Origin of the sequence: Streptomyces sp. NPDC127129 (genome assembly GCF_042671585.1) — a bacterium.
GTDB lineage: Bacteria > Actinomycetota > Actinomycetes > Streptomycetales > Streptomycetaceae > Streptomyces.
In genome coordinates, this window is record NZ_JBHXTV010000001.1 from 364,719 (window position 1) to 376,914 (window position 12,196).

The window sequence follows — 12,196 nt, forward strand, 5'->3', positions numbered from 1 at the left end:
TCCAATCCATCCTATTTCGGACACGCCACCGGGCCTCGCCGGGGCTCGCCGCCCGAGGGCAGGGGACGCCTAGGAGTTATCGACCCACTTGCCACGAATCAGCACCGGTACAGCTTACGTTGTACAGCGCCGAGTGCCTCGTCGGGGTGGTGGACGCTCCGGGGGAGCCTCGCTGCTCGCGTCAACCGTGCGACAGGGGGCGGCAGTTCAGATCTCCGACGGCCGCCGGTCGGCGCGGGCGCCGGAGACCACCAGGGCGAGGGTGGACTCGACGACCGCGGCCCGGCGCTGCTCCGGGAGGCGTCCGAGCGGGCCGTCGAGCAGCAGGAGTGACAGTCCGTGCACGGCCGACCACGCCGCGGGTGCGGCGGCCGGACGGGCGCGGCGCGGGCCGCTGCCCGCCCCCGCCAGGGCGTTCAGGGCGTCCGTGAGCAGGGCGAACGCGCGGATCTCGGGTTCGGGTTCGACCGGACGCCCGGGGGGCGCCCAGGCCTCGCCACAGGCGGGGCGCGGGGTGCAGAAGGCCGCCCGGTAGAGGCCGGGCTGGTCCACGGCGAAGCCGACGTAGCCGCGGCCGAGGGCGGCGAGGCGGAGTTCGGCGGCGACGGTGGGATCGTCGGCGCCCGGGACCCGGGAGGCGGCGCGCTCCATGGACTCGGCGAGCGCCCGCTGGGCGTGGGCCTTGACGGCTCCCAGCAGCTCGCCCCGGCCGTCGAAGTGCCGGTAGGCGGCGGTGGGCGAGACGCCGACCCTGCGGGCGGCCTCGCGCAGCACGACGCGTTCGGGACCGCCCTCGGTGGCGAGGTCGACGGCGGCGCAGATCAGCGCGTTGCGCAGATCGCCGTGGTGATAGGACTTTCCCCCCGAGATCGCTGCCATGCGCTCATCCTGCCCGATGTTGACCGCATGAACATTCCAGGTGGGGCCGGGGCGCGGTCCCGGGAACGCGAAGGCCCCCGCCGGGGTCGGCGGGGGCCGTCCGTACGCGGTTCGGGGTGCTACCTCGCGGTCTCGCGCTCGTACGCCCGCAGGACTTCCTCGGTGGGCCCGTCCATGAGGAGCTCGCCCTTCTCCAGCCACAGGACGCGGTCGCAGGTGTCCCTGATCGACTTGTTGCTGTGGCTGACCAGGAAGACCGTGCCGGCCTCCTTGCGGAGCTCCCGGATGCGCTGCTCGGAGCGGATCTGGAACTTGCGGTCACCGGTGGCGAGCGCCTCGTCGATCATGAGGACGTCGTGGTTCTTGGCGGCCGCGATGGCGAACCGGAGCCGGGCGCCCATGCCGGAGGAGTACGTCCGCATGGGCAGGCTGATGAAGTCGCCCTTCTCGTTGATGCCCGAGAAGTCGACGATGCCCTGGTAGCGCTCGCGGATCTCTTCCCTGCTCATTCCCATGGCAAGGCCGCCGAGTATCACGTTGCGCTCGCCGGTCAGGTCGTTCATCAGCGCCGCGTTGACGCCGAGGAGCGAGGGCTGGCCGTCGGTGTAGACCTTGCCGCTCTCGGTGGGGAGCAGGCCGGCGATGGCGCGCAGCAGGGTCGACTTGCCGGATCCGTTGCTGCCGATGAGGCCGATGGCCTCGCCGCGGTACGCGGTGAAGGTGACGCCGCGCACGGCGTGCACCTTGCGGACGCCCCGGGTGACCTCGGCCTTGCCGCGGCCGAGCATCCGGCTGAGGGCCGCGGTGGCGCTGCCCTTGCCGCCGCCACCGGTGTTGACCCGGTAGACGATGTGGACGTCGTCGGCGATGACGGTGGGAACACGTCCCAGGGTGGGGTCAGCCACGGCCGTACCTCTCCTCGGCCTTCCAGAAGTAGACGAAGCCGCCGATGCCGATCGCCAGGGCCCAGCCCAGGGCGGTCGCCCAGACGTGCGAGGGCAGGTTCTCGGCGCCGTAGCCGTCGATCAGCGCGAAGCGGATCAGGTCCATGTAGACGGCGGCCGGGTTGTACATGAGCACGTCGGCGATCCAGGCCGGCTTGTCCGCGAGCATGACCGGGATCGAGAACATCACGCCGGACGCGTACATCCACGTGCGCATGACGAACGGCATGAGCTGGGCGAGGTCGGGGGTCTTGGAACCCATCCTCGCCATGATCATGGCCAGACCGACGTTGAACACGAACTGCAGGAACAGCGCCGGGATCAGCAGCAGCCAGCTCATGGAGGGGTAGCTGCCGAAGGCGATCGCGACCGCGGCCAGCACGATCATGGAGTAGAGCAGCTGCTGGAGCTGCTGCAGCGCGAACGAGATGGGCAGCGAGGCGCGCGGGAAGTGCAGGGCCCGCACGAGGCCGAGGTTGCCCGAGATCGCCCGCACACCCGCCATGACCGAGCTCTGGGTGAAGGTGAACACGAAGATGCCGGTCACCAGGAAGGGGATGTAGACCTTGGTCTCCATGCCCCGGCCGGCGTCCAGGATCAGGCCGAAGATCAGGAAGTAGACCAGCGCGTTGAGCAGCGGGGTCGCCACCTGCCAGATCTGGCCGAGCTTCGCCTGGCTGTACTGCGCCGTCAGCTTGGCCGACGAGAAGGCGAGGATGAAGTGGCGCCGTCCCCAGAGCTGGCGGATGTACTCGAAGAACCCGGGCCGGGCGCCGCTGACCGACAGACCGTACTTCGCGGCCAGCTCGGCCGGGGGCAGGCCGTCGTCGGCGGATGGCGGGGCGCTGGTCGCGACCGCACCGTCGTGGGTTGTGTCACTCACAGGTCGGAACTTTCGTATTCAGATGCGCGGCAGGTCGGGCACCACGTGTCAGACGACGGGCGGGCGTCCCAGTCGGGTCAGCCGCCACACCGTACGCCATTTCATGGGCCGGCGCGGTCCGCAGGGGGCGGCCCAGCCTTCCCGGAAACCGCCGAGCCACGCCTTGAGCGCGGGGCCCGAGGGGCGGCGCGCGAGGGTCAGCAGCAGCCAGACACCGAGATAGACCGGAACGAGCAGAGCGGGGAGGTTGCGCCGGGCCAGCCATACCCGGTTGCGGGCCACGTTGTAGTGGTACGTCGCGTGCCGGGACGGTGGCGTGGTGGGGTGGAGCAGCACCATGTCGGAACGGTAGTCGATCATCCAGTTGGCGTCGAGGGCCCGCCAGGCGAGATCGGTCTCCTCGTGCGCGTAGAAGAACTCGTCCGGCAGTCCGCCGACTTCGGTGAGGACCTGGCTGCGCACCGCGTTCGCACCGCCGAGGAACGTGGTCACGCGCGAGGACCGCATCGGGTCGGATGCGCGCAGCCGCGGGACGTGCCGCCGCTGGGTGAGACCGGTCTCGGGGTCCGCGATCCGGAAGCTGATGATGCCCAGCCTCGGATCGGCGGCGAAGGCCTCGCGGATCAGCTCGGCGGTGTCGTCGCGTTCGAGCAGACCGTCGTCGTCCAGGAAGAGCAGGGCGTCGACGGGCCCGCAGGGGCCGCCGGGGCCGAACGCCTCGATGCCGACGTTGCGGCCGCCGGGGATGCCCAGGTTCTCGGGCAGGTCGATGGTGTGGACGCCCTCGGGCACCCCCGTGACGGGGGCGCCGTTGCCGACGACGACGACCTCGACCGGCTCGCCCTCCTGCTTGGCCACCGATTCCAGCAGCGCGCGCAGGTCGTCGGGCCGGTTGCCCATCGTGATGATGACGGCACCCAGCTTCATCGCCGTGGTCACGTTCGTCCTCCCCGCGCTTGTCGTCGTCTCGTCTGTCGTCCGCGCCCTCGCCATGTCCACCGGCCTCACTTCAGCCGGCTCGACGCCAGGATCGACACCAGGTGCAGGACCGTCTGGAGCATCGCGATGCCCGCGAGGACCGCGACACCGAGCCGGGTGAAGAACAGCCCGCCCTGGACGGTGTCGAGGATCGCCAGGACCAGGATCAGCAGCGAGGCCTCGATGCCGAGCACCAGGCGGTGGAACTGCAGCGCCGAGGCCGCCCGGCGGGCGAGGGCCATGCCGGAGGAGCGGGGCTCGCTCGCCGCCTCCTTGACGGGCGGCAGCCCGCCCTGGTGGCGGGCGACGCCGACGAGGTCGGTCTCCGCCTTGATCAGGACGGCGCCGAGCGCGGCGAGCGTGCCGAGGAAGGCCCACAGCCAGTCGATGCGGCCACCGCCCCAGAGGTCGGCGGCCCGCAGGCCGAAGCCGACGAGCACGGCGGCGTCGCACAGGTAGGCGCCGACGCGGTCGAGGTAGACGCCGTTGAGCGAGAACTGCTGCTTCCAGCGGGCGACCTCGCCGTCGACGCAGTCGAGCAGCAGGTACATCTGGACCGCGACGACACCGAGGACGGCGCCCCAGATCCCCGGGACGAGCAGCGCCGGGGCGGCGAGCACGCCGAAGAGGGTCATGACGTACGTCAGCTGGTTCGGCGTGACGTTCGTGGTCACCAGGCGGCGGGTGATGCGCAGCGAGATCTCGCGCATGTACAGGCGGCCGCCCCAGTGCTCTCCGCTACGCCGGTCCTTCACACCCGCCGGGTGCACGACCGGGCGGAGTTCAGCTACGGATGGTCTTGGCATAGTCGGCGTACGCGTCCCTGATCTGGTCGTCGGAGAGGTCGAGGTGTTCGAGGATGGTGAAACGGCCGGGACGGGTCTGCGGGGCGAAGGAGACGGCCCGGACGAACTCGTCCACGCTGAACCCCATCTCCTCGGGCGTCACGGGCAGCCCGTGGCGGCGCAGCGTCTCGACGATCCCCAGCGAGCCGTCGGCCGCACCGCGCAGGTGCATCGCGAAGGCGGCGCCGAGGCCGCACTGCTCGCCGTGGCTGGCGGCGCGCTGGGGGAAGAGCAGGTCGAAGGCGTGGCTGATCTCGTGGCAGGCGCCCGAGGAGGGCCGGGTGTCGCCGCTGATCGACATGGCGATGCCGGACATCACGAGGCCCTCGGAGAGCGTGACGAGGAAGTCGTCGTCGCCGACGCCGCCGGGGTGGCGGAGCACCGCCTCGCCGGCGCTGCGGGCCATCGCCGCGGCGAGGCCGTCGACCGGCTCACCGGTCTCGCGGTGGGAGAGCTCCCAGTCCGCGATGGCGGAGAGGTTGGAGATCGCGTCGCCGATCCCGGAGCGGACGTAGCGCACCGGGGCGTCACGGATCACGTCGAGGTCGATGACCAGCGCGATCGGGGTCGGCACACCGTACGAGCCGCGTCCGTTGTCGTTGTCCAGGGTGGAGACCGGCGAGCAGATGCCGTCGTGCGACAGGTTCGTGGCGATGGCGACCAGCGGCAGGCCGACCCGGGCCGCCGCGTACTTGGTCACGTCGATGATCTTGCCGCCGCCGAGGGCGACCACCGCGTCGTACCGCTGGCCCCTTATGGCGTCGGCGAGCTTCACGGCCGCGTCGATGGTGCCGCCGTCGACGGGGTACCAGTCGGCCCCGGGCAGCTCGGGGGCGAAGTGCTCGCGCAGCTTCAGGCCCGAGCCGCCGCTGATCGCGACGGCGATCCGGCCGTTGCTGGAGATCCGCTGGTCCGCCAGGAGCGTGGAGAGGTCCTCCATCGCACCGCGCCGGATGTCGACGACGACCGGCGAGGGGATCAGCCGGGTCAGTACTGGCACGCGATCTCACGGCCCTTCGCGAGGTCGTCGTGGTTGTCGATCTCGACCCACTTGACGTCGCCGATGGGCTCCACGTCGATCATGAAGCCGTCGTCGGCGAGCTTCTGGTAGCCGTCCTCGTAGTAGAGGTCGGGGTCGCGCTCGAAGGTGGCCTTCAGCGCGTCGGCGAGCGCCTCGGCGGCCTCGGGCTCGATGAGGGTGACACCGATGTACTCGCCGGTGGCGGCGGCCGGGTCCATCAGCTTGGTGATCTTGTCGACGCCCTTGCCGTCGGCGACGACGACCTTCATCTCCTCGTCGGCGAGACGCTTGACGGTGTCGATGGCGAGGATGATCCGCTGACCGTCGCCGCGCGCCGCGAGCAGCGTCTTCTCGACGGAGACGGGGTGGACGGTGTCGCCGTTGGCGAGGATCACACCGCGCTTGAGGACGTCACGGGCGCACCACAGGGAGTAGGCGTTGTTCCACTCCTCGGCCTTGTCGTTGTCGATCAGGGTGATCGAGACGCCGTAGGCGGCCTCCAGGGCCTCCTTGCGCGCGTACACGGCCTCCTTGCGGTAGCCGACGACGATGGCGACCTCGGTGAGGCCGACCTCCGCGAAGTTCTTCAGCGTGAGGTCGAGGACGGTGGTGTCACCGTCGACAGGCACGAGGGCCTTCGGAAGCGTGTCGGTGTAGGGGCGCAGACGCCGTCCGGCACCGGCTGCCAGTACGAGGCCGATCATGCGGTTTCTCCTTCGTCATGTACGGCGGGTGCTCCGGAGGACACCCAGAAGCGGATGGACTCCACGAGCACCACGAGCGCGACGACGACCGCCAGAGCGGTGAGCGCCAGGGTGAAGTCGTCGCCGCGGTCCGCCAGCAGGGCGGCGAGTACGACCACCAGCAACGTGCGGCCCTCGTGACCGCCGACGGTGCGCACGAGCCACGCGGGCGGGGCGCCGGTGCCGCCGCGAATGCGGTACACCGTGTCGTAGTGATGGTAGGCGACGGCGGCCACGAGCCCGTAAGCCGCGGGCAGGGCGCCGTTCACGTCGGACCGGGCGGCGACGATCAGGATCGTGCCGTACTCGGCGGCCCGGAAGAGCGGCGGGACGAGCCAGTCGAGGGGTCCCTTGAGCGAGTGCGACACGACGACGCCGGCGACCAGGACGTACACCACGGCGGCGAGGACGACCCAGAGGCTGCCGACGTCCTGGGTGCCCGCCTCCATCAGGACGAGGACCGTGCCGAAGGCGGCCATCAGCGGGGCCACCCAGGTGCCGCGGGCGCCCCCGGGCCGTCCGGCCACGAACTGGGCGATCGGCCCGGAGTCCGCGAGGTCGGCGAGGGCCTGGGCGGCCCGGTCGGTCCGCTTCGCCTTGCGGGTCAGCGAGCGGAGCACGCGCCCGGCGGTGGTGTAGCAGGCGCCGAAGGCGCAGCCGGCGATCAGGGCCCAGAAGACGATCCGCGGGGTGGTGACGGCGGTGAGGACCGCGATCATGGCCCAGCGTTCACCGATCGGCAGGATGATCATCCGGCGGACCCAGACGGTCCAGCCGACGCTGTCGAGCCGGTTGGAGAGGGCCGCGGTGGGGCTGGTGTTCGCCGTGGCGTCGTGGTTCGCCTCGTTGAACGAGAAGTCCACGACGTGCCGGCAGGTCATCAGGACCATCGCGCCGAGCGCGAGCGCCCAGACGTCGTCGCCGTTGCGCGCCGCGCCGAGTGCGAGACCCGCGTAGAAGGCGTACTCCTTGGCGCGGTCGAAGGTGGCGTCGAGCCAGGCTCCCATCGTCGAGTACTGCAGCGAGTAGCGGGCGAGCTGCCCGTCGGTGCAGTCCAGGACGAAGGAGACGAGGAGGAGCACGCCGGCGGCGATGTAGCCGCCGCGCTCTCCCGTGGCGGCGCAGCCGGCCGCGATCAGCGCGGTGAGCAGCGAGGCCGTGGTGACCTGGTTGGGGGTGAGGCCGCGCCGGGCGCACCAGCGCGCGATGTAGCGCGAGTACGGGCTGACGCAGAACGTGGTGAAGAAGCCGTCGTGGGCCTTCACGGCGGAGCGCAGCCGTACGGCCTCGTCGTCGACTGCGGCGACGGCGGCGCGGGCCTCGTGGCGGGCCTCGGCGTCGGTCGGCACGGCGGCGACGAGCGTGCCGAGCTGCGGCCGGTGCACGGCGACGCCGTCGGCGTCGAGGGCGTCGGCGAGCGCGTCGGGCAGGATCTCCCCGGCGGCCGCCGGGGCGGGTGCGGCCGGGGCGCCGGGCACCGCGGCGTAGGCGTCGGTCAGCGCGCGGGCGAGCGCCGGGCGGGCCTCGGGCTGCGCGGTGAGCGCGCCGGGCGCCGCGGCGGCGGGGAAGCGGGGGTCGGTGAGGGCCAGCCGCAGGGCGTGCAGGTGTCCGACGAAGCGAGGATCGACGACGGCGATCCGCTCACCCGCCGGTACGGCGGCGAGCAGTGCGCCCGTGTCCTGCGGGCCGGAGGCGACCCGTACGTCGAAGCCGAGCGACCGCAGATCGCCGTCGAGCGACGATCCGGGTACCGGCGGACCGGTGAGGATGGCGGTCGACAGACGAACTCACTCCTTGGAGCTGACGGGCGGGCCCGCGGGGCCCATGGCACGGCCCCGGGCACGGCGGCTCCGCCCGGCATCGGGCGGCGGCACGTCGGCTGAGGCTATCGGATGGACGAGGGTGGGAGTTCACCGAGGCTTTGCGGTGCGGACTCCCCCGGGCCCACTCGAATCCGCCCGAGTGCGCCATCCCTACGGAGATCATCATGGGTGATCGACCGGCCGCCTCACAAACCGCGTTCCCCGGCGCCCCGGAACCACCCTCGCACGCTCTCCCACCAGGCCCGCATCACCGCAGGTCAGATGATATGACAACGGTCTTCAGTACCGTGTTGCACATACCCCCCACCCGTAGTTGACTTGCCGCTCGGGCACCGCACACGACGACGGGGAGGCCGCGCCATGGGGGCTGGACACGACCACGGACACAGCCACGGAGGGCCACCGCCCACCGGGACGGCGGCCGCGGCCTACCGGGGCCGGCTGCGGATCGCGCTCGCGATCACACTGTCCGTGATGGTGGTCGAGATCGTCGGCGGCGTCGTCGCGGACTCGCTGGCCCTGATCGCCGACGCGGCCCACATGGCGACCGACGCCGTCGGCCTGGCGATGGCACTGCTGGCCATCCACTTCGCCAACCGCCCGCCGACCCAGACCCGGACCTACGGCTTCGCACGGGCCGAGATCCTCGCCGCGCTGGCCAACTGTCTGCTGCTGCTCGGCGTGGGCACCTACGTCCTGTACGAGGCCGTCCAGCGGTTCATCGAGCCGGCCGAGACCAAGGGCGGACTGACCATCGCGTTCGCGCTGGTCGGCCTGGTCGCCAACATGGTCTCGCTCTCGCTGCTGGTCCGCGGCCAGAGCGAGAGCCTCAACGTGCGCGGCGCCTATCTGGAGGTGCTGGCGGACGCGCTCGGCTCGGTGACGGTCCTCGTCTCCGCCGGCATCATCCTGGCCACCGGCTGGCAGTACGCCGACCCGATCGCCTCGATCCTCATCGGCCTGATGATCGTGCCGCGCACGCTCAAGCTGCTCCGCGAGACCCTGGACGTCCTGCTCGAGTCGGCCCCGAAGGGCGTCGACATGGCGGAGGTACGGGCGCACATACTGGCGCTGCCGGGCGTCGAGGACGTCCACGATCTGCACGCCTGGACGATCACGTCCGGGATGCCGGTGCTCTCGGCCCATGTGGTCGTGTCGCAGGCGGCGCTCGACGCCGTCGGCCACGAGAAGATGCTGCACGAGCTGCAGGGCTGTCTGGGCGACCACTTCGACGTGGAGCACTGCACCTTCCAGCTGGAGCCCGCGGGCCACGCCGCCCACGAGGCGAAGCTCTGCCTCTGACTGCTAGCCTTCCCGGACGTACGTGAGTGTGGAGAGGAGCTGAGGTTGATGACCGTCGCGATGGAGGCTGCCCAGTGCGGCAGCGCCCGGTCCTCCCTCAGCTTCCGGGTTTCCGGCTGACCTGACGTTCCGACGTCGGCCGGGGCCCTCTCACACAAGGGTTTCCCACGTTGTCCGACAACGCTCTGCACACCGCTTTCTTCACCCTGCACCACGGTCTTCCGCGGCAGGGTCCCGGCTCCGACGCCACCACCCGCCGTCTGCTCGCGCTCGCGGGCCCGCTCCCCGAGCGGCCTCGCGTGCTCGATCTGGGCTGCGGCCCGGCCGTTCCGCTCTCCTCCTGGCCGCCGAGGCCGGGGCCGAGGTGACGGCGGTCGATCTGCACCAGCCGTTCCTCGACGAGCTGCGGCAGGCCGCCGACGCCCGTGGGCTCGGCGACCGTGTCGTCACGCTCAACGCCGACATGGGCGAGCTGCCGTTCCCGGACGGATCCTTCGATCTCGTCTGGGCCGAGAGCTCGGCCTACGTGCTCGGCTTCGACACCGCCCTGCGCTCCTGGCGCCGGATGCTCACCCCCACCGGCGGCACCCTCGTGCTGACCGAATGCGAGTGGACGGTGGACGAGCCGGGCCCGGAGGCCCGTGCCTTCTGGGACGGGCACTACCCGCTCCGTACCGCGAGGGCGAACACCGCCGCGGCCGTCGAGGGTGGCTATCACGTCCTCGGCACCGTCACCCAGCCCGAGAGCGACTGGGACGAGTACTACGGCCCGCTCGCCGAGCGGGCCGACGCCGCCGACCCGTCCGCCCCGGGAATGGCCGAGGCTCTCGCCGCGACCCGGGCGGAACTCGCCATGCGCCGTGATCACGGCGGCGAGTACGGCTACGCCGGCTACGTACTGCGGCCGGCCGACACCCGGTGGCGGACACGGCCGGAGACCGCGGCCGACGTCCGCGCGGTGTGGGACGTCAACGCGACGGCCTTCGGGACGAGGGCGGAGGCCGATCTGGTCGACGCCCTCCGGGAGGACGCCGAGGCCTGGCTTCCCGGTCTGTCGTTCGTGGCCGAGGCCCCGGACGGCTCGGTCGCGGCGCACGCGCTGATCACCCGGTGCCGTGTCGGCGGTGTTCCGGCGGCGGCGCTCGCGCCGGTCGCCGTCGCACCCGCGTACCAGCGGCAGGGGGCCGGGGAGGCCGTCGTCCGGGCCGTCCTCGACGCGGCGCGGCTGCGCGGGGAGCGGCTGGTGCTCGTCCTCGGGCACCCGGAGTACTACCCCAGGTTCGGCTTCGAACGGGCGTCCGCGTATGGAATCAAGCCGTCCTTCGAGGTTCCGGACGAGGCGATGATGGCGCTCGTCCTGGCCGGATCCGGCCCGGTCCCCACGGGCACGCTCCGCTATCCGGCGGCCTTCGGCGTCTGACGCACCGCCCGCTCCCGTCGCGCCGGATGTACTCCGGTGCGGTGGGAGCGGGCCATGTCCGGCCGCCCAAGTACGGACAAGTGGTTCTTGTGCGGCAGACTGAGGGAGCCCCACCGGGCCGAGACCGAAGCGAAGGACGGTTATGCCGACCACATCAGCCAACGTGGCTCACAGCTCGTCGAACGGCGTCCAGCCGCCCGCAGCCCAGGCGTCGATCATGCTCGAACTCGTCGACGAGAACGGCATCACCATCGGTACGGCGGAGAAGCTCGCCGCCCACCAGGCGCCGGGCCGGCTGCACCGGGCGTTCTCCGTCTTCCTCTTCGACGAGTCGGGCCGCCTGCTGCTGCAGCGGCGCGCGCTCGGCAAGTACCACTCCCCCGGCGTCTGGTCGAACACCTGCTGCGGCCACCCGTACCCGGGCGAGGCGCCGTTCGCGGCCGCGGCCCGGCGCACGTACGAGGAGCTGGGCATCTCGCCCTCGCTGCTCGCCGAGGCGGGCACGGTCCGCTACAACCACCCGGACCCGGCGTCGGGCCTGGTGGAGCAGGAGTACAACCACCTCTTCGTCGGCATGGTCCAGGCCGAGCTGCGGCCCGACCCCGAGGAGATCGAGGACACGGCCTTCGTCACGGCGGAGGAACTGACGGAGCGGCACGCCACCGCGCCGTTCTCCGCGTGGTTCATGACCGTGCTCGACGCGGCGCGTCCGGCGGTCAGGGAGTTGACGGGTCCGGCCGGGGGCTGGTGACCCCCGGCATCGCCCCGGGGAGTGCTTCCGGTGCCGGCCCCGGCGCCGGGAGCCTGGGGATCAGGGGCAGGGCCGCCCAGATGATCTTGCCGCCGCTCGCGGTGTGCTCCACGTCGCAGGCTCCGCCCGCCTCCAGCGCGGTCTCCCGGACCAGGAGCAGCCCGCGGCCGCCGGTCTGCCCGTCGTCGGCCTCCAGCGCCTTGGGACGGTACGGATGGTTGTCCTCGACGGACACCCGGATCCACTCTGCGCCGATCGCCACCTCCACCGCCACTTCCGGGGAGAGCAGCGCCGCGTGCTTGACGGCGTTGGTGACCAGCTCCGAGACGATCAGGAGCAGGCCCTGGACCGTGTCCTCGTGGACCGGTACACCCTGACGGATCAGCAGGTCGCGTACGGCGTGCCGGGCCTGCGGAACGGAGACGTCGACCGCGGGAGCGGTGAAGCGCCAGACCCCTTCGTAGGACGGTGGCCGTGCGGGGACGCTCCCCCGGCTTTCCATAGTCCGGCTCCCACCCTCGTGCTCGATTGTCGCCACGAGTCGAGTCTTGGTAATGCGCAGGTCCGGACCGGGCTACTGACCAGAAGTCGACACTTATCGACCGCA

Annotated in this window: 11 protein-coding genes and 1 pseudogene; 3 read left to right on the top strand and 9 right to left on the bottom strand. The window is 71.6% G+C overall.

Features of this window, described 5'->3' with window-relative positions; translation table 11 throughout:
* Window positions 1-207 precede the first annotated feature (207 nt).
* From ACFVGW_RS01540 to ACFVGW_RS01575, 8 genes are all read right to left on the bottom strand, one after another.
* Window positions 208-879, bottom strand: coding sequence for a TetR/AcrR family transcriptional regulator (locus ACFVGW_RS01540; RefSeq protein WP_385850282.1), 672 nt, complete (start codon window positions 877-879; stop codon window positions 208-210).
* A 119-nt stretch (window positions 880-998) separates the two neighbouring features.
* Window positions 999-1,784: an ABC transporter ATP-binding protein gene (locus tag ACFVGW_RS01545; RefSeq protein WP_361440282.1), complete on the bottom strand. Its 786-nt coding sequence runs from the start codon at window positions 1,782-1,784 to the stop codon at window positions 999-1,001.
* Entirely contained in the window at window positions 1,777-2,706 is a 930-nt protein-coding gene (locus tag ACFVGW_RS01550) for an ABC transporter permease (protein ID WP_352186186.1), read from the bottom strand. Before ACFVGW_RS01550 ends, ACFVGW_RS01545 begins: the two co-directional genes overlap by 8 nt.
* 48 nt (window positions 2,707-2,754) lie before the next feature.
* Window positions 2,755-3,633, bottom strand: a complete 879-nt coding sequence (locus tag ACFVGW_RS01555; RefSeq protein WP_385850547.1) for a glycosyltransferase family 2 protein — start codon at window positions 3,631-3,633, stop codon at window positions 2,755-2,757.
* Window positions 3,634-3,710: 77 nt separating this feature from the next.
* Window positions 3,711-4,490, bottom strand: coding sequence for a CDP-alcohol phosphatidyltransferase family protein (locus ACFVGW_RS01560; RefSeq protein WP_352186187.1), 780 nt, complete (start codon window positions 4,488-4,490; stop codon window positions 3,711-3,713).
* Window positions 4,468-5,529: an iron-containing alcohol dehydrogenase family protein gene (locus tag ACFVGW_RS01565; RefSeq protein ID WP_352186188.1), complete on the bottom strand. Its 1,062-nt coding sequence runs from the start codon at window positions 5,527-5,529 to the stop codon at window positions 4,468-4,470. Before ACFVGW_RS01565 ends, ACFVGW_RS01560 begins: the two co-directional genes overlap by 23 nt.
* The gene (locus tag ACFVGW_RS01570) at window positions 5,517-6,254 is read right to left on the bottom strand and encodes a phosphocholine cytidylyltransferase family protein (RefSeq protein WP_352186189.1); all 738 of its coding nucleotides are present in this window, start codon (window positions 6,252-6,254) and stop codon (window positions 5,517-5,519) included. The genes ACFVGW_RS01565 and ACFVGW_RS01570 overlap by 13 nt, the downstream gene beginning before the upstream one ends.
* Complete coding sequence (locus ACFVGW_RS01575) at window positions 6,251-8,074, bottom strand: DUF5941 domain-containing protein (protein WP_385850548.1); 1,824 nt, start codon at window positions 8,072-8,074, stop codon at window positions 6,251-6,253. The genes ACFVGW_RS01570 and ACFVGW_RS01575 overlap by 4 nt, the downstream gene beginning before the upstream one ends.
* A 402-nt stretch (window positions 8,075-8,476) precedes the next feature.
* Here ACFVGW_RS01575 and ACFVGW_RS01580 point away from each other — a divergent pair, with 402 nt between their 5' ends.
* The 3 genes and pseudogenes from ACFVGW_RS01580 (at window position 8,477) to idi (ending at window position 11,589) form a co-directional block, all read left to right on the top strand.
* On the top strand, window positions 8,477-9,418 hold the full coding sequence (locus ACFVGW_RS01580) for a cation diffusion facilitator family transporter (protein WP_385850283.1): 942 nt from the start codon (window positions 8,477-8,479) through the stop codon (window positions 9,416-9,418).
* 170 nt (window positions 9,419-9,588) lie between these two features.
* Window positions 9,589-10,838 (top strand): annotated as a pseudogene (locus tag ACFVGW_RS01585) (GNAT family N-acetyltransferase).
* 142 nt (window positions 10,839-10,980) lie between these two features.
* Window positions 10,981-11,589, top strand: a complete 609-nt coding sequence (gene idi, locus ACFVGW_RS01590) for an isopentenyl-diphosphate Delta-isomerase (RefSeq protein WP_352186192.1) — start codon at window positions 10,981-10,983, stop codon at window positions 11,587-11,589.
* Here the strand turns inward: idi and ACFVGW_RS01595 are convergent.
* On the bottom strand, window positions 11,555-12,091 hold the full coding sequence (locus tag ACFVGW_RS01595) for an ATP-binding protein (RefSeq protein ID WP_385850284.1): 537 nt from the start codon (window positions 12,089-12,091) through the stop codon (window positions 11,555-11,557). The two genes, idi and ACFVGW_RS01595, sit on opposite strands and share 35 nt — an antisense overlap.
* Between the last annotated feature and the right edge of the window lie 105 nt (window positions 12,092-12,196).